General features: G+C 58.8%; 14 protein-coding genes and 3 pseudogenes. 10 read left to right on the top strand and 7 right to left on the bottom strand.

Annotated elements, in window-relative coordinates; all coding sequences use genetic code 11:
• Positions 1-109 (top strand): IS3 family transposase (locus L6D80_RS29455; RefSeq protein ID WP_135192744.1); only part of this gene is annotated, 109 nt, incomplete at its 5' end.
• A 25-nt stretch (positions 110-134) separates the two neighbouring features.
• Here the strand turns inward: L6D80_RS29455 and L6D80_RS29450 are convergent.
• A pseudogene (locus L6D80_RS29450) lies at positions 135-1,264 on the bottom strand (IS4 family transposase); the annotation flags it as partial.
• A gap of 267 nt (positions 1,265-1,531) precedes the next feature.
• Here L6D80_RS29450 and L6D80_RS29445 point away from each other — a divergent pair.
• From L6D80_RS29445 to L6D80_RS29420, 6 genes are all read left to right on the top strand, one after another.
• Positions 1,532-1,831 (top strand): ribbon-helix-helix domain-containing protein, encoded by a 300-nt coding sequence (locus L6D80_RS29445; RefSeq protein WP_009681898.1) that lies wholly within the window; start codon positions 1,532-1,534, stop codon positions 1,829-1,831.
• Positions 1,832-2,073: 242 nt separating this feature from the next.
• Positions 2,074-2,463 carry a hypothetical protein gene (locus tag L6D80_RS29440; protein WP_009681897.1) on the top strand — a complete coding sequence of 130 codons (390 nt, stop codon included), beginning with the start codon at positions 2,074-2,076 and terminating at the stop codon, positions 2,461-2,463.
• 24 nt (positions 2,464-2,487) lie between these two features.
• Positions 2,488-3,339, top strand: coding sequence for an alpha/beta fold hydrolase (locus L6D80_RS29435; protein ID WP_033690130.1), 852 nt, complete (start codon positions 2,488-2,490; stop codon positions 3,337-3,339).
• Between the two features lie 169 nt (positions 3,340-3,508).
• The gene (locus tag L6D80_RS29430) at positions 3,509-4,168 is read left to right on the top strand and encodes a hypothetical protein (protein WP_009681895.1); all 660 of its coding nucleotides are present in this window, start codon (positions 3,509-3,511) and stop codon (positions 4,166-4,168) included.
• Between the two features lie 50 nt (positions 4,169-4,218).
• The gene (locus L6D80_RS29425) at positions 4,219-4,635 is read left to right on the top strand and encodes a HAMP domain-containing protein (protein WP_009681894.1); all 417 of its coding nucleotides are present in this window, start codon (positions 4,219-4,221) and stop codon (positions 4,633-4,635) included.
• Between the two features lie 54 nt (positions 4,636-4,689).
• Complete coding sequence (locus L6D80_RS29420) at positions 4,690-5,301, top strand: methyl-accepting chemotaxis protein (protein ID WP_236183104.1); 612 nt, start codon at positions 4,690-4,692, stop codon at positions 5,299-5,301.
• A gap of 13 nt (positions 5,302-5,314) precedes the next feature.
• On the opposite strand, the gene L6D80_RS29415 is transcribed toward L6D80_RS29420, so the two are convergent.
• Positions 5,315-5,830 (bottom strand): Lrp/AsnC family transcriptional regulator, encoded by a 516-nt coding sequence (locus L6D80_RS29415; protein ID WP_009681892.1) that lies wholly within the window; start codon positions 5,828-5,830, stop codon positions 5,315-5,317.
• Between the two features lie 124 nt (positions 5,831-5,954).
• On the opposite strand from L6D80_RS29415, the gene mdeB reads away from it, so the two are divergent.
• The 3 genes from mdeB (at position 5,955) to lpdA (ending at position 11,850) form a co-directional block, all read left to right on the top strand.
• Positions 5,955-8,645: an alpha-ketoglutarate dehydrogenase gene (gene mdeB, locus L6D80_RS29410; RefSeq protein ID WP_047150276.1), complete on the top strand. Its 2,691-nt coding sequence runs from the start codon at positions 5,955-5,957 to the stop codon at positions 8,643-8,645.
• A gap of 86 nt (positions 8,646-8,731) precedes the next feature.
• A complete protein-coding gene (aceF, locus tag L6D80_RS29405; protein WP_009681890.1) occupies positions 8,732-10,045 on the top strand; it encodes a dihydrolipoyllysine-residue acetyltransferase in 1,314 nt (437 codons plus the stop codon).
• An 11-nt stretch (positions 10,046-10,056) separates the two neighbouring features.
• Positions 10,057-11,850 carry a dihydrolipoyl dehydrogenase gene (gene lpdA / locus L6D80_RS29400; protein ID WP_009681889.1) on the top strand — a complete coding sequence of 598 codons (1,794 nt, stop codon included), beginning with the start codon at positions 10,057-10,059 and terminating at the stop codon, positions 11,848-11,850.
• A gap of 205 nt (positions 11,851-12,055) precedes the next feature.
• Here lpdA and L6D80_RS29395 read toward each other — a convergent pair.
• The 5 genes and pseudogenes from L6D80_RS29395 to L6D80_RS29380 form a co-directional block, all read right to left on the bottom strand.
• A protein-coding gene (locus tag L6D80_RS29395) for an IS3 family transposase (protein WP_371259966.1) occupies positions 12,056-13,455 on the bottom strand; the annotation gives its coding sequence in 2 pieces (ribosomal slippage) (positions 12,056-12,969 and positions 12,969-13,455; 1,401 coding nt in all).
• Between the two features lie 55 nt (positions 13,456-13,510).
• Positions 13,511-13,624: a transposase gene (locus L6D80_RS30460; protein WP_080641052.1), complete on the bottom strand. Its 114-nt coding sequence runs from the start codon at positions 13,622-13,624 to the stop codon at positions 13,511-13,513.
• A gap of 191 nt (positions 13,625-13,815) precedes the next feature.
• Positions 13,816-15,237, bottom strand: a complete 1,422-nt coding sequence (ltrA, locus tag L6D80_RS29390; protein ID WP_042914345.1) for a group II intron reverse transcriptase/maturase — start codon at positions 15,235-15,237, stop codon at positions 13,816-13,818.
• A 590-nt stretch (positions 15,238-15,827) separates the two neighbouring features.
• Positions 15,828-16,748, bottom strand: a pseudogene (locus tag L6D80_RS29385) (zinc-dependent alcohol dehydrogenase family protein); the annotation flags it as partial.
• Positions 16,746-16,872, bottom strand: a pseudogene (locus L6D80_RS29380) (IS5/IS1182 family transposase); the annotation flags it as partial. The pseudogenes L6D80_RS29385 and L6D80_RS29380, both read right to left, overlap by 3 nt.

Genomic DNA, 16,872 nt, shown 5'->3' with positions numbered 1-16,872 from the left:
CGATTACATCGAGATGTTCTATAACCCAAAACGTCGACACAGCAGTGCTATGCAGCTGTCTCCAGTAGAGTATGAGAAACGCTATTTCCTGAGCTTGGAGAGTGTCTAGGAAACCAGGGGCGATTCACACAGTGCCGCACCAGCAGCTCGACCAGGGTATTTTTGAGCCGTGACACGCCTTGGGTGAAGTTGACTTTCCATCGCAGCTTGCGACCTTTGTGGCGCTGTTCGATGACCGGCTGTAGCAGGTGCTGCATCAACAGCGCCAGGTTCTTCAACAGTTGAGCGGCATGAAAGTCCTGCTTTACAGCGGTCACGCTGCGGCCGCTGAAGTTGTCCAGCGTCAGGGTTTGTTTGAGGCGACGGAAATCGGTTTCGATGCCCCAGCGGCGGTGGTAAAGCTCGGCAAGCACCTCAGCGGGAAAGGCTTCTCGATCCAGCAGCGAGGTCAGCAATACCTCGCTTTCGCCGTTGGCCAACTCGACCCGGATTAGTCTCAGCTCGATCTGGCTGGCAGGATCAACGCCAGCCTCGGAGCAGAACAGACATGCTTCAGGATGGTTGGCCACGAAAAGCTCTGTTCAACTTGGTCAGAGTGTAGAAACGCTTTGACCTGGGCGTTATAGCCACAGGGCAGGCGCATCAGAAAGTGCCGCTGTTGCTGCGCGAACAGCGCGAATAACCAGTGCCCAGGGTAACCACGGTCAAACAGCGTCAGGCTGTCAGCCGGCAGGTGCTCAAGGTGCAGATGGGCACAGTCGCGCTCGCCGACGGTCAGGGGCACGATCAGGCTATGCAAGGTTTGACCGTCAGCGACTTCGTAGAGTGTGGACAAGCGAGCCATGGGAAAGCCAGAGTGACTGCCAAAGAAGGTCGCCATGGTCGACTCCAGGGGTAAATGCACGGTCGAGCCATCCACCGCGAGCACCCTCAGCCCACGCCACTTCTGGCGCAGCCCTAAGCAGTCAATTTGTTGCTGCAGGAGGCGATTGAGACTTTCAAATACCTCGGGGTTGAGCTTTTTGCGCGCTTTGCAGAAGGCCTGCGCAGTGACCATTTGCGTCTCAGTCGACGCCTGATTGAGTACGCGATAGAACTGATCGAGTTCGGTTTGCAGGGCCGTGCGTGGCTGATTGAGCAGGAACAGGACGAGGTTCTTGAAGGTGAGCTGGCGTCGGAGGGTAAAGTCTTGAGGATTCTGGCGGTGGGCGGCGATGAAGGCGGGACAATCGAGCGGACTGGTTGTTTTTTGTACAATTTTCAAGTCAGGGTTTGGCTGGGGGTGTCAAGCGATGCGGTATAGGTAGTCAAAAGGGCTTCTCCCATGCACTGATTTGAGCGCTAATCATATGATATTATGGATAATTTCCAAAGTTGATGACATTGGGCAGCGGTCATTGCCTGGATTTCGAAATGAGTCTGTTGGGCAGAGGCAATACTGCAACCCTGGCTGGAGCGCCACGTGTAGTATTGGCCTATTACCCTTTTTGCCTGAAGAGGGAAATAATCCTTTTACCGGGAGGGCCTCAAAATGTGCGAGCTGTATATCAAAGCCGATCCAATACTGTACGAATCTCGGTCACGCTCGTTGCGTATACACGGCGTGATCACGACTCTGCGACTGGAAAACCAGTTTTGGGACATCCTCACAGAGATGTCCGCCGTGGAAGGCCTGACCACCAACCAGTTGATCACCAATCTCTATGAGGAGATCACCAAAGCGCGCGATGAGGCGATGAACTTCTCCTCATTCCTACGGGTTTGTTGCACTCGATACCTGGCTCAACAGCGCAGTGCCGCACCTCTTAAGCTGGTAAACCGCAGCGCCTGATTTTAAGCGATCGATACAGGAGCTGCGATCTATCTGTTGGTGCCGGCGACAAATTGACACAGTTGCTGACATGTCATTGACCCAGTCTGTTCTTCTTCGCGAATCATTGCCTTTGCTGGATTTGTGCTAACTTGGAGGTGGGTGAGTCTTGCATCAGCACACGGGTCAATTCGGCATTGGCGTCAACAGTTCGATGACCGATGACTGATTTTTCGAAAAAAGTACAAAAAGAGGAGAAAGTCATGGATACACACGTACAATCTTGGGCCCAAAAATTTCGCGAGCATTCTGATTCTGATGCCACGATCCAATCAATGGGTAAGTACTTCACGTGTACGTACATGCTCGACATGGAAACTGCAAAAGTCATCGTTGATATGCGCGATGGCAAGGTCAACGACATTAATGTCAACCCCGCCCCCCTCGATAGCTACCAATTCGCCTTTCGGGCAAGTGCCGCCACGTGGAAAAAATTTGGCATGGAGACGCCACCGCCAATGTTCCATGGTATCTGGGCGGCTTCGTTCCGGGAGGATTTGAAGATGGAAGGCGATCTGCTTGTGCTAATGCAGAACCTTCGCAACATCACCATTCAAATTGAATTGCTTCGTAAAACCGGCGTACCGGTTTAATCAGAATCTCGTCGGAGAAGAAACATGTCTCGAATTTCACCGGTAACAGGACATTATGTAACCCTCGAGGTGGACGGTTGCGAATACAAGGTGTTTTACAACCAAAATGGCAGCGGCCAACCTTTAATCTGCCAGCACACTGCTGGATGCCACAATCATCAATGGCGAGATCTGCTCGAAGACGATGATATTACGAAGGACTATCTGGTTATCGCCTACGATCTTCCGCGTCACGGGAAATCAGATCCACCTCTTAATAAGGAGTGGTGGAAAGAGGAGTACCGTCTCACGGCCGACCACTACGTAAACTTCATCGTTGCCCTCTGCGACGCGCTCGAATTGGAGAATCCGATCTTCATGGGTTCTTCATTCGGAGGCAATGTCGCTCTGCAGCTCGCTCTACGTCACCCGGACAGATTCAAGGCGGTGATACCGGTCGAAGCTGCTGCGTATGCGCCAGGATTCTACCTTGACTGGTGGCATCACCCCCATGCCAATGCCTCACAAGTTTGCGCAAGCGGAGTCTGGGATTTGATGGCGCCAATGTCGTCAGACAAGGACCGTTGGCTAACATGGCATTACTACAGTCAGGGCGCGGAAGCGTTCAAAGGTGATCTCTACTTCTACTCAGTCGATCATGATTTGCGGGACAAGCTTGGACAGATCGATGGCGAGAAGTGTCCAGTAGTGATGATGACCGGGACCTATGACTATCTGACTCCTCCTTCCGCGACCAAAGAAACGGCCGACCAGATCAAGGGTGGGTCATTCATTGAGATGGAGGACATCGGACATTTCCCTATGAGTGAAAACTACCCAGTGTTTAAAAAATACCTGGTAGAGGCTCTGCAACGTATCGATACCCAATTAACCTGACGTACCCACTGGTGACTCTGCCGCACCATCTCCAATTGGAGATGGTGCAGCTTTTCACAAAATATCTAGTTACAGGCTATCGGAACAAAGTCGGATTCCGCGTCATCGACTAGGCGTTGCCGCCACAGCGTTCTATGCCTTCAACGTGCTCGAAGTGCGAGCTGAGAAGATGAACGACGTCGCATCCGTCGAGTCACTGATGCTGCAAGCGCAGGTAGCGGTAAAGGCGTTTGGCCTGGAGTTGGCTGAAGACGAGGCTAACACGGTTGTCGGCCTAACCGATGAGCTCGTCTCGTTGCTGGAGAGGTCCCAGGTGGAGTCCGGGTCGGGCGACTCCGTGGAGGCGGCAAAAATCTATCTCGCCCAGTTCAAGCGGTACGCTCAAGCCCAGCGTGATGCTCGCGAAGCTCGCCTGCGCATGCAGCAGTTGGCCCAGGTGCTTGGCGAGCGGTTCACCGTGGTGATGCTGGATCAGCTCGACGCGGTCAACCTCCTGGCCTCGCAGGCGCAGCCGGCTGATTCGGTGCGTATGCTGCAGCTTGAACAAGCCTCCACGCTGCGTGACAAGCTGGCAAACCTGCGTGACAGCGAACTCTATTTCACTCTCGACGGCAGCACAGATGTGCGCAACGCCTGGGAGGCGAGAGTTATTGAACTGCGCTCGTACATGGAAAACTTGGAGCTGCGGCTTGAGGGTTCAGAGCGGGAGTCGTTGACCCAGGCGAGTACGGCGCTGGCGGAATACAGCGCCGCATTCAACGGTTATGCCGCAAGTCGTGATCAAGCCAGCGATAGCCAAGACGCGAGAATGACGCTGCTGACAGGGTAAGCGCACTGCTTGGCGCGGCCCACATCGCGCAGGTGCAGGCTTCGCAGTCGATGAGCCAGCGGGTATCCCGGCTGCTTGGGGGGATTGTGCTGTTGGCGCTTGGCTTTGGCATCGGTGCCGGTCTGCTGATTCGCCACTTGATCCTGCAGCCGCTGCGTCAGGCCGGTGAGCTTACCCGGTTCGTGGCATCTGGCGATCTCAGCGCACAGATCGATGCGGCCAGACGACGTGATGAGCTGGGGCATCTGCTCGGCAGCGTCGGCGTCATGCTCGACAGTCTGCGTGGGCTGATCGGCCGGATTGGCCAGGGTGTCGGGCAGTTGAACCAGGCCACCAGCGGCCTGGTTCAGGTGACTGAGCGTACTCGTGAGGGAGTCGACTTGCAGCACGAGGAGACTGAATTAGCGGCCACCGCCATGCAACAGATGGCCGCCACCGCGCAGGATGTCGCGCGCAATGCCAGTTAGACCCGCGATGCAGTCGAGCAGGCCAATAGGCAGGCGGGTAAAGGCAAAGAGTTGGTGCGTCAGGCGACGACCAAGATCGGTCACCTGGCACAGGAAATGAGCGGCTGTTCCGAGGCAATGGGCTCGCTGCTTAACGAGAGTGCGGCGATCGGCAAGGTTCTCGATGTGATCAATACCCTGGCCGGGCAAACCAATCTGCTGGCCCTGAATGCGGCGATTGAAGCAGCACGGGCGGGCGAAAACGGTCGGGGTTTCGCTGTCGTGGCGGACGAGGTGCGCCACCTGGCGCGGCGGACACAAGCTTCCACTGATGATATTGCCACTAGCATCAAGCAGCTGCGTACGGTGGCCGAGCAAACAGCCAGCCGCTTGCGAGGGAGCCACACGCTGACCGGCGAGAGTGTGGTGCTTGCCGAGCAGGCGTCACAGGCTTTGCAGGAAATCGCCGCGGCAGTCTCGACAGTCGAGCAGATGAGTCAGCAGATCGCTGCGGCGGCCGAACAGCAGAGTGCGGTGGCCGAACAGGTTGGCGAAAGCATGGAGCGAGTACGGGCGGTCGCTGAGCAAAGCACCGCGGCGAACGGCTTGCTGGAAACGTCAGTGCGCGGGTTGGAGCAGGTGGGCGACGCCCTCAACGCGGCGGTTGGAGGTTTTCGCACCACCTGAAGTGGGGGGGGGGTTATTTATGCCGAAGTTTGCCGGTGCCTGTTTTAGTCGAGTCTGTGCGGGGAAGTGGTAGTGCCGTTTTGTATTTGACCTGTTTGAGCGCGAAACTCGAGCGAATATTTGCGACGCCCGGGATCTTGGAAAGTTGATTAACAATAAATCGTTCGAGTGCCTGTACATCGGGTACCACAACCCGGATCAGGTAATCAGCGTCGCCGGTCATTAGATAGCACTCCATGACTTCCGGGTAGTTTTGTATCGCCTCTTCAAAAGTCTCTAATGCGCGTTCTACCTGGCGCTCCAGCGTAATTTGGATAAATACACTGACGCTCAGACCTAGTTCATAAGGGTCAAGCAGGGTTACGTAACGACTGATCAAACCCGATTCTTCTAATGCCCTCACTCTTGTCAGGCAGGGCGAGGGCGATAGATGCACGCGGGATGCGAGTTCGACGTTGGTGAGTCGAGCGTTGGCCTGCAGTTCTTCGAGGATGCGCAGGTCTATTGAGTCGAGTTGTGCTTGCGGCATGTTACGCCTCATTTGTGTTGATTGGCAGCATTATATGCCGAAAATTGGTAGTAATGAAGATTAGTACGGCGGCATGTTCTGTCGGTTTACCTCTAAGCTAACAGTAACAAGAGCGGAGGCAGATATGGGTGTGCTAAACGAAAATTCGATAACTGGGTCAGTGGCGTCTATGGATATTGACCGAGATGAAACACGGGAATGGCTGGAGTCGTTAGAGGCCGTCGTGCGCGATGGTGGTTCCGAGCGTGGCCAGTTTCTGCTTAAACAATTAGAGCAACACGCAAGAGCACTTGGCATCACCTCGCATGTGCACCCGTACTCGGCTTATCGGAACACAATTTCGATTGAAAAGCAGGGGCCCTATCCAGGCGACCTTGCTGTCGAGGAACGGATTACTTCCATCATTCGCTGGAATGCACTGGCCATGGTAGTGCGCGCCAATCAGGCTTACGGGGATTTGGGTGGGCACATTGCGAGTTATGCATCTGCCGCCGAAATCTTCGAGGTCGGTTTTAACCATTTCTTTCGTGCCAGTGATGAAAAGCACGGCGGCGATCTGGTGTTTTACCAGCCGCATTCGGCACCTGGCGTTTACGCCCGGGCGTTCCTCGAGGGACGTCTGTCGGAGGAGCAACTGGCCAATTACCGCCAGGAAGTGAGCGGCAATGGCCTGAGTTCTTATCCACACCCGTGGTTGATGCCCGATTTCTGGCAGTTCCCCACCGGCTCGATGGGTATTGGCCCGATCAGTGCCATCTACCAGGCGCGTTATATGCGTTACCTCGAGCATCGCAATCTGGCCGAAACCGCCGACCGCCATGTGTGGGGGGTGTTTGGTGACGGCGAAATGGATGAGCCGGAGTCCATTGCCGGCCTCACCCTCGCCGCACGGGAAAAGCTCGATAACCTCACCTTTATCGTCAACTGCAACTTGCAGCGTCTGGATGGCCCGGTGCGTGGCAACGGCCAGGTCATTCAAGAGCTCGAAGCGCTGTTTACCGGCGCCGGCTGGAATGTGGTCAAGGTCATCTGGGGCTCGGACTGGGATCCGTTGTTTGCGCGGGACAGCAGTAATGCCCTGTTGCAACGCTTTGCCCAGACCGTCGATGGTCAATATCAGACCCTCGGCTCCAAGGACGGCGCCTATAACCTGCTGCACTTCTTCCAGCAGGATCCGGAAATCCAGGCGTTGGTCTCGCATATGTCCGATGCCGATATCGATGCGCTCAAGCGCGGCGGTCACGACTTCCGCAAGCTGTATGCCGCGTTCGCTGCAGCCAAGGCGCACAAGGGGCGTCCGACCGTGATCCTGGCAAAAACCAAGAAGGGGTACGGCATGGGCGGTGCCGGCGAGTCGCGCATGACCTCGCACCAGGCCAAGAAGCTGGATATCGATGCACTCAAGGCATTTCGTGATCGCTTCGCGCTGCCACTGTCGGACGACGACGTCGCGCAACTGCGCTTCTATCGTCCGACTGAGGACAGTCAGGAAATACGTTACTTGCAAGAGCGCAGAACGGCGCTGGGCGGCTATATGCCGGCGCGGCAGAAGGGCAAAGAGCACGTCGCCGTGCCGGCCCTGGCCGACTACGCACGCTTTGCCTTCGAAGCCGACGGCAAAGAAATGTCCACCACCATGGCCGTGGTACGGATGCTCGGTGGTTTGCTTAAAGACAAGGAACTGGGTCCCCGCGTGGTGCCTATCGTCGCCGACGAGGCACGCACCTTCGGCATGGCCAACCTGTTCCGCCAGATCGGTATCTACTCGCCGCTGGGGCAACTGTACGAGCCGGAAGATGCCGGCTCGATGCTGTATTACCGTGAAGCCAAGGATGGTCAGTTGCTGGAGGAGGGCATTACCGAAGCCGGTGCGCTGTCTTCCTGGGTAGCGGCTGCGACCTCCTACAGTGCCCACGGCAAACCGATGCTGCCGTTCTACATCTATTACTCGATGTTTGGTTTCCAGCGAGTCGGCGACCTGATCTGGGCAGCGGCCGACCAACGTGCCCGCGGCTTCTTGCTGGGCGCTACCGCCGGGCGTACCACCTTGGGTGGCGAAGGGCTGCAGCACCAGGACGGCAGCAGTCATGTTATGGCCGCCACCGTGCCCAATTGCCGCGCCTACGATCCGGCGTTCGCCGGCGAGCTGGCGGTGATTGTCGATCACGGCATGCGCCAGATGATGGAGCGTGATGTCGACGAGTTCTACTACATCACCGTGATGAATGAGAACTACGCTCAACCGTCGCTGCCGACCGGCGTCGAGGATCACATCATTCGCGGCATGTACCGTTATGCCGCGACCGATGCGCCGTCGCCGCGTGGCGCGGTGCGGTTGCTGGGAAGCGGCACCATCCTGCGCGAAGTGATCGCCGCGTCCGAGCTGCTGGCTGCCGACTGGCAGGTGTCGAGCGAGGTGTGGAGCGTCACCAGTTTCAGCGAGCTGGCGCGCGAGGCGCGTGATGTGGAGCGCCACAATCGTCTGAATCCTGCTGAGCCGGAACAGGTCAGCCACCTGTGCGCCTCCCTCGCAGGCACCGCGCCGGTGATTGCTGCCACCGACTACGTTCGTGCCTGGCCGCAACTGATCGCCAGCTACGTCGATGCGCGTTTCATAGTCCTGGGCACCGACGGCTTTGGCCGCAGTGATACCCGCACCGCCTTACGCAGTTTCTTTGAAGTGGATCGTCACCAGGTGGTTCTCGCCGCCCTGGACGGTCTGGTGCGTGACGGCACGCTGCCGCGTCAGGTGTTGGCTGACGCCATTGGGCGCTACGGCCTGGATGGTAGCCGACCGGCGCCGTGGGCGCGCTAACGGGTTGTCTCTTCGTTCGCGCTCGATGAGCGTTCCATCCGCTCCCTGTAGGGGGAGCGGATCCACTTTCTTGGCGACGGTTAGTCATGAGTGAAATCAGAGAAATTCAAGTGCCGGATATCGGCGACTTCAAGGACCTTCCGGTGATCGAGGTATTGGTCAAACCGGGCGATACAGTGGCGTTCGACGACCCTTTGCTGACTCTGGAATCGGACAAGGCATCGATGGATGTGCCGAGCCCTGTGGCCGGCACCGTGGTGTCGGTCAGCCTCAAGGTAGGTGATCGGGTTTCCAAAGGCAGTGCCATGCTCAGGTTGCAGATGGCCGCCGATGAAACGCCTGCCGCTGCGGCGCCAGTGAATACCCCAGCAGTGGCGGATGCACCGGTGAGTGCAGCGCCGGCCCCCGTGGCCGCCAGTCCGGCTGCACCGGTGCCGGTGGCAGCTGTTGCGCCAGCGGTGAGTACGCCAGGTCTGAAACCCCATGCCAGCCCTTCGGTTCGCAGCTACGCGCGCAAGCTGGGTGTAGACGTAACCAAGGTGGTGGCTACTGGCAAAGGCGGGAGAATGCTTCGCGAGGATGTCGAACGCTTCGTCAAAGATGCCCTGGTTCGCCTGGACAGCCCCGTGCCTGGCTCGGGCAACTCAGGTGCCGGGCTCAATCTGCTGCCGTGGCCGGACGTCGATTTTGCCAAATTCGGTACCATCGAGAAGGTCGCGCTGTCGCGGATCAAGAAGATCTCGGGTGCCAACCTCGCGCGCAACTGGGTGATGATTCCCCACGTTACTAACAACGAAGAAGCGGATATCACCGAGCTGGAAGCGTTCCGCGTGCAACTGAATAAGGAAGGCGGCAAAGACGCGATCAAGTACACCATGTTAGCGTTTCTGATCAAGGCAGCGGTGGCCACGCTGAAAGCCTTCCCGCAGTTCAACAGTTCGTTGGGCAACGAAGACGGCGAGCCAATCCTAGTGTTGAAGCAGTACTACCACATCGGTTTTGCCGCCGACACGCCGAACGGGCTGGTGGTGCCGGTGATTCGCGATGCCGATCAGAAAGGCATCGGCCAGATCGCCAGCGAATGTGGCGAGCTGGCGAAAAAAGCCCGCGACGGCAAGCTGGGTCCCGCCGAGATGACCGGCGGCACCTTTACCGTTTCCAGCCTGGGCGGCATTGGCGGTACCGGCTTCAACCCCATCATCAACGCGCCAGAAGTGGCGATCCTCGGCGTTACCCGTGCGCAAATGAAACCGGTGTGGGATGGCAGTGGGTTCGCCCCGCGCCTGATTCTGCCCATGGCCCTGTCCTGGGATCACCGCGTGGTCGATGGCGCTGCTGCGGCCCGTTTCCTTCAGCACCTGGCTGCTCTGTTGGTTGATTTCCGTCGAATTACGCTGTAAGGGGCTAGCTCATGAGTCAGGTTTTTGAAGTGAAGATGCCCGGTATCGGCGATGCCGCGGCCATGCCGGTGATCGAGGTGCTGGTCAAGGTAGGCGATGTGGTGAACGTCGACGACCCGATCTGCGTACTGGAGTCCGATAAGGCTACGATGGATGTGCCGTCTTCTGCCGCTGGCGTGGTCAAGGAAGTGCTGGCCAGCGTCGGCGATAAAGTGGCCGAAGGCGCTGTGCTGTTGAAGCTGGAGTCGGAGGCGGCTGTTGCGCCGTCTGCGTCCGCTCCCGTGCCCGCTGTTGCAGCCTCGGCGCCTGCTGTCGTGCCCACAGCGGCTGCTAGCCATGCCGGCAGCTCTGATCTCGAATGCGACGTGCTGGTTCTGGGCGGAGGCCCTGGCGGCTACTCCGCCGCCTTTCGCTCCGCCGATCTGGGCCAGAAAACCATAATCGTGGAGCGTTATGCTTCCCTTGGCGGCGTATGCCTGAACGTGGGCTGCATTCCGTCCAAGGCCTTGCTGCATATCGCCAATGTGATGGAAGAGGTGCCCCATCTGGCAGCTCTGGGTATCGAGTTCGGTGCCGGCGCAGTCGATGTCGGTAAGCTGCGCGCGCACAAGGAATCGGTGGTCAACAAGCTGACCACCGGGCTCGCTGGAATGGCCAAGGGCCGCAAGGTCGATGTGGTGCGTGGCTTTGGGCGTTTTCTCGATCCCCACCGTATTGAAGTGGCCGTTTCCTCGGGCTCCGGCCAGGAGCAAACCGGCGAGAAGAAGGTCATCCGCTTCAAACAGTGCGTGATCGCCGCCGGCAGCCAGGCGGTAAAACTGCCCTTTATGCCGAATGATCCACGCATCGTCGACTCCACCGGGGCGTTGGAACTGCGTACCGTGCCCAAACGCATGCTGGTGGTGGGCGGCGGGATTATCGGCCTGGAGATGGCGACTGTTTATTCGGCGCTTGGCGCCCGTATCGACGTGGTCGAAATGCTCGACGGCTTGATGCAAGGGCCTGACCGCGACCTGGTGAAAGTCTGGGAAAAATACAACAGCCACCGTTTCGATAATGTGATGGTGAAAACCCGCACGGTAAAAGCCGAGGCCAGCGAGCAGGGCATTTGGGTGAGCTTCGAGGGTGAAAAGGCCCCCGCTGAGCCGCAATGCTATGACTTGGTCTTGGTGGCGGTGGGGCGCAAACCCAATGGCAACCAGATCGATGCCGACAAGGCTGGTATCACCGTGGGTGAGCGCGGCTTTATCGCCGTGGACAAGCAGATGCGCACCAACGTGCCGCATATCTTCGCCATCGGCGATATCGTTGGCCAGCCCATGCTCGCCCACAAGGCGGTGCACGAGGGGCACGTCGCTGCCGAAGTGGCAGCAGGCGAGGCGCTGAGCAATGCCGAGCTGGCGCGTAGCACCTTTGACGCATTGCAAATTCCTGGCGTCGCCTACACCAACCCCGAGGTGGCGTGGGCTGGTCTTACTCAGCAGGAAGCCAAGGACAAGGGCATCAAGGTCGAGGCCGCGGTATTCCCCTGGGCCGCTTCAGGCCGGGCGATTGCCAATGGTCGCGATGAGGGCTTCACCAAGCTGTTGTTCGATGCCGAGACCCATCGGCTGGTCGGTGGCGGCATCGTCGGCACCGGCGCGGGCGACCTGATCAGTGAAGTGTGCCTGGCCATCGAAATGGGCGCCGACGCCGTGGATATCGGCAAGACCATCCACCCCCATCCAACACTAGGTGAGACCGTGGGCATGGCGGCGGAAGTCGCCCATGGTAGTTGTACCGACCTGCCAGAGGCACGTCGCTGAGACGCGGAGGAGATGACAATGAACAGCTGAAATTAGGCAATCACGGCTGACTTGAGTCAATGGGTGGGCCGAGAGGAGCTGCGCTCCGACTGCCTGTCCGAATGAGCGTGGAACAGGTGTCCGGATCAGCGTGGGCTGAGTGTCCGAATGGCGTGGAATCCGCAGTACGTAATAGCCACATGTTACCCACCAGATTTTCATGCTGTCATCCTGAGCGCATAACAACACCACAGGAAAACCTCAGGCACACGATTGGTGCCAGCACCCAGTTCCTGATGTTGCCGCTCCAGCGCTCCGGGTGCCGTGCACGCGCCGCCTCGTACAGCTCGATACGCTTGCGCAGCAACTCTTCCGCTTGGCCAGTATGTCGCTGCGCCGGGGTCACGAACTTCAGGGCGCTGTGGCGATGTTCATGGTTGTACCAGGCCACGAAGCTGTTCACCCAGTTCCTGGCCTGCTCCAGCGTGTCGAAGGGCCGCTCCGGCCGCTCCGGCCACAGCGGGCAGTACTTCGCCGTGCGGAACAAGGCCTCGGCATAGGCGTTGTCATTGCTCACCCGCGGGCGGCTGAACGAGGGCATCACACCCAGGTTCTGCATGGCCGCCAGCATGGTCGAGCCCTTCATCGCGCTGCCATTGTCCGAGTGCAGTACCAGCGGCTGGCCTGCTCGCTGTTCACGTAAGCAGGCCTGGCGTAGCAGCTGGGCGGCCTGATCGGCGCTTTCACTTTCATGCACCTCGTTGGCCACCAGCTTCCGGCTGTAGACGTCCTTGATCATGTACCAGTAGAAGTAACGGCCCTTGACCGTGGTCGGCAGCCAGGTGATGTCCCAGCACCACAGCTGGTTCGGGCCGTCGGCCACATGGGTCGTCAGCGCTCGTTTCACCGGTGGGCGGCTACGGCCGCGCGGATGCTGCTGTTCGGCGTCCTTCAGCAACCGGTAAAAGGTCGACTCCGAGGCCAGCCAGGTGCCCTGATCGGCCAGCCGCGCCACGATCTGCTGCAGCGACAGGCCCAGTTCGGCGCAGGCCTGCGACCGCCGCGCTCCCGCCGCCACGGCGTCCTCGATCAACTGCAGCGTTCCACGGCGATCCGGGGCGCTGATCACTCGTCCTCGTCCTTCCCCCAGAGCGCCTCGGCTTTTTTTCGCAACACCAGCAGAGCCGCGGTTTCTGCCAGCGCCGCATCCTTGCGCCGCAGTTCACGCTCCAGCTGCTTGATGCGCTTCTTCGCGGCCTTTTCCTCTTCGCGTTCGCGCCGGGTCTTGCTCGGCTGAGCCAGGCTGTTGGCCTGCTCGCAGGCTTCGCGCCAGGCGTTGATCTGCTCGACATACAGGCCTTTGCGCCGGCAGTACTCCGCCAGCTCAGCCGCATTGAGGCTGGCGCTTTCCAGCACCACCCGAAACTTGTCCTGGCTCGACCACTGGTCGGCCTGCTGTCCATCTCCCGGCACCACTGCTCCCGCTGCTCTGGCCTGTTTGCGCCAAGCATACAGGGTGGCATCAGTAATGCCTGTCGCTTCCACCAGCTCCGGCACCGTCCGGTTCAAGGGCGGCATCATCTGCCGCACCACCCACTCCCGATGCTCTATCGAATAACGCGCCACACGGCTCTCACTTCCGCCCACCGAACAAGACTCATCGAATCAACTCACACGACAACTATCCTGACGCGGCGGGGCGGATGGCAACGCTGGAAACGGTCGCACCGGGTTGCAGGCATTCCTGAACAACCTGGGCCTTGAACGGTTTGGGGTAAGAGCTTCGTTGGCGCATGGAAATCCCGGCGATAAGGGCTATCGCGTCCGCTTAAAAATACGCGGACACCATCGCCCTTAATGCTGGAGTTCGGAAGGTGACTTGGCCGGACGCTTACCTCAGAACGGCGCTTTCTTGATCGAGTAGGAGGCGGGTTCACACCCGCCGTCCTCTCACACCACCGTGCGTACGGTTCCGTACACGGCGGTTCAGGTTATGCGACTAAGCCGGTTGATCGTATCCAGTATCGAGACCAATCCGAGTTGATCCCACAGTTTCTTCGGTAGGGCCTGATTCACATGTGGCGCACCCGAGTTCCACCATGGGCCTCGGCCATTGAAAGCAGATTTACAAGCACGCTCTCGGCTTAGACCCAGACGCATCAGGTTGCTGATCCTCGTAGAGGGTTGCTTCCATTGCCGCCAGATGACACAGCGAAGTTTGTGCCTGATCCACCCGTCCAGCTCTTCTAGTGGGCGCCTGCTCTGACTGAGCTTGAAGTAACTCGCCCAGCCCCGTACCACGGGGTTCAGCCGCTCGATGATATAGGCCACCTTGCGGCCTCGCGCCCCGCGCAGCAGCTCCTTGAGCCGACTGCGCAGGCGACCAAGGCTCATCGTCGCTACCCTCAGCCTAGGCTGTTGATGCCAGCTCATCCCATAACCCAAGTAGTCGCATTTCCACGCCCGTGCCACTTGGCTCTTCTTCCTGTTCACCGTCAGTTTCAGACGCTCTTTCAGGAAGCGCTCGACGCTGGTCAGTACTCGCTCGCCTGCCCGCTGACTACGTACATAGATGTTCGCATCATCGGCATAGCGCACAAAACGGTGCCCCCGCCGCTCCAGTTCACGGTCAAATTCGTTGAGCAGGATGTTCGACAGCAACGGCGAGAGCGGGCCGCCTTGCGGCGTCCCTTCCTGCCGTGGGCTGACGACACCGCCCGACATGACCCCGGCTTCAAGGTAACGGCGGATAAGCCTGAGCACGCATTTGTCTTCGACACGGCGCTCGATACAGGCCATGAGTATGTCGTGGTTGACCCGATCAAAGAACTTCTCCAGATCAAGTTCCACGCACCAGCGATGGCCCGCCCCCACATGGGAGCGGGCCGTTTCGACGGCTTGATGAGCGCTTTTGCCCGGACGAAAGCCATAGCTGTAGTCCGAGAACAGCGGGTCAAAGATTGGCGTGAGCTGTTGCTGCAGGGCTTGCTGGATCAGGCGATCCACGACACTGGGAATCCCCAGTTGCCGGGTACCGCCCTGCGGTTTGGGAATTTCGACCGCCCGCACTGCCTGGGGATGGTATTCACCAGCCAGCAACCTGGCCTTGAGAGTTGGCCAATACTGTTTCACATAGCCAGCCAAGTCAGCGACCGTCATGCCATCGGCACCCGGTGCTCCCTTGTTGCTGACCACACGCTGATACGCACGTTTGAGGTTGGCCGGTGCAAGCACCCGCCCCATCAGCGTGTCCGGCTCCGCGTTCGTCCACGCCACAGACGCCGTCGATGCCTGCGCACTGCCAGCCGTCACTCTCGGATTCTGTCCGGAACTTGGGGTCACAGTTCTCCCTCGGAGAAATTTCTGCTTTTCGACATTCGACGAGACTCTGGCGCCTACTGGCGGCATAACCTGTTCGGCCCTTGGTGGCGCGGTTAACTGCCACTTACTACGGCTTCGGCTGACTTCTGCACGTCCATCCCGTCGCCTCTTGACGCTCGGTAGCACAATGGCAAACGTGCAGATCTCCCAGGGTAATTCGCGTGACCTTCCTGCTTATGCCTGTCGGATCTACGTCGCAGCGTTCCGTGCAAGTATCGGGCTTTGAAGATATTGGCCTTCTCACCCCGCTGCGCCGCCTCTATCCGCTTCCTGTTCGTCAGGCCAGCATTTTGCCTCGGGCTTCCTTCAGATTCGCAGTCGCCCGCGACACCCTTGCCTCTGGCTAACACTTCCCCTTGCCGGGTGTGTAGAGGACTTTCACCTCCAAGTCACCCGCTTGGCCACCATAGTCAAGCGGGTTGCGCTGACGCGCAACGCGCCATGCCTGGCGCACCAATCAAAAAAGCCCGATACGCTGTATCGGGCTTTTTGGTTACTGAGCTAATCGACAGTGAGCAAGCCCAGTTCAGGACCTGGGTTACCTAGGGTCTGTTGCCGTTTCGCGAACGGCCGCGTCGAAACGGCAACAGACCCTAGCGATCAGGAAGCAATCCTGCCTAGATATCGAGGCAGATCTTACCGAAGTGACGATTACTTTCCTGATAGCGGAACGCCTCAACAATTTCGTCCAGCGGAAAATGGCTATCGATAACCGGACGCATGCCATTGGCATCGATAGCCCTGATCATCTCCTGCTGCTGGGTACGGTTTCCAACCAGCACACCCTGCAGTCGCAACTGCCGTGTCAGCGCAGTAACGATGCTCAGCTCCCCGGCAACGCCGGTAAGGATACCAATCACAGAAATATGCCCACCAACACGTGCCGCAATCATCGACTGCTCCAGGGTCGCGGGTCCGCCTACTTCGATGACGTGGTCAACTCCCCGATCATTGGTTAACTCACGCACTTTCTCGCCCCAGTTGGGCGTACGGCGATAGTTGATCAGGTGGTCGGCCCCCATGGCCTTCAGCCGCTCCAGCTTCTCATCGCTGGAAGAGGTGGCAATGACCGTCGCGCCGGCCATTTTGGCGAACTGAAGCGCGAAGATCGAAACCCCGCCGGTACCCTGTATAAGAACGCTGTCCCCAGGCTTCAACGAATCGTCGGCCATCAACACGCGCCAGGCGGTCAGGCCGGCCGTGGTAAGCGTTGCAGCCTCAGCATGAGTCCAGCCCTGGGGCGCCTTGGTAAAAGACGTGGCTCGCGCCGTAACGGCTTCCCGAGCATAACCATCGACACCATCGCCCGGCACCGTTCCAAAACCCTCCTGCTGCGGCTCGCCATCAAGCCAGTCAGGAAAGAACGTACTCACGACCTGATCGCCTACGGCGAACTCGGTGACTCCCTCACCTAAGGCAACCACCTCTCCAGCACCGTCTGCCATGGGAATCCGCTGCACGCTCGGCCCCCACAGGCCGCTTACGACGGCAAAGTCATGGTAATTAAGGGAACTGGCACGCAGCCTTACTGTAATTTGGGGAGAGCTACGAGTTGACTGGGAATCGAGAACAGCGGCTGACGGCTTTTCATCACGATCCATCCGCTCTCGCCACTGGGCACGAAGCCGGTCGTGCATTTGCTCAAACTTGCCCTGAGCGCTC

It is taken from the genome of Pseudomonas ceruminis (assembly GCF_021602025.1).
In the GTDB taxonomy this organism is placed as follows: Bacteria; Pseudomonadota; Gammaproteobacteria; order Pseudomonadales; family Pseudomonadaceae; genus Aquipseudomonas; species Aquipseudomonas ceruminis.
The sequence above is the reverse complement of the archived record's forward strand: the minus strand, read 5'-3'. Positions and strand labels throughout refer to the sequence as shown.

Coding starts and splice junctions, on each gene's coding strand:
- ltrA (WP_042914345.1), bottom strand. CDS start 15,237: ATGCCGCCAGTAGGCGCCAGAGTCTCGTCGAATGTCGAAAAGCAGAAA.
- L6D80_RS29415 (WP_009681892.1), bottom strand. CDS start 5,830: ATGCCGCAAGCACAACTCGACTCAATAGACCTGCGCATCCTCGAAGAA.
- L6D80_RS29425 (WP_009681894.1), top strand. CDS start 4,219: ATGAGCCAGCGGGTATCCCGGCTGCTTGGGGGGATTGTGCTGTTGGCG.
- L6D80_RS30460 (WP_080641052.1), bottom strand. CDS start 13,624: ATGCGCCAACGAAGCTCTTACCCCAAACCGTTCAAGGCCCAGGTTGTT.
- mdeB (WP_047150276.1), top strand. CDS start 5,955: ATGGGTGTGCTAAACGAAAATTCGATAACTGGGTCAGTGGCGTCTATG.
- aceF (WP_009681890.1), top strand. CDS start 8,732: ATGAGTGAAATCAGAGAAATTCAAGTGCCGGATATCGGCGACTTCAAG.
- L6D80_RS29435 (WP_033690130.1), top strand. CDS start 2,488: ATGTCTCGAATTTCACCGGTAACAGGACATTATGTAACCCTCGAGGTG.
- L6D80_RS29440 (WP_009681897.1), top strand. CDS start 2,074: ATGGATACACACGTACAATCTTGGGCCCAAAAATTTCGCGAGCATTCT.
- L6D80_RS29445 (WP_009681898.1), top strand. CDS start 1,532: ATGTGCGAGCTGTATATCAAAGCCGATCCAATACTGTACGAATCTCGG.
- L6D80_RS29430 (WP_009681895.1), top strand. CDS start 3,509: ATGAACGACGTCGCATCCGTCGAGTCACTGATGCTGCAAGCGCAGGTA.
- lpdA (WP_009681889.1), top strand. CDS start 10,057: ATGAGTCAGGTTTTTGAAGTGAAGATGCCCGGTATCGGCGATGCCGCG.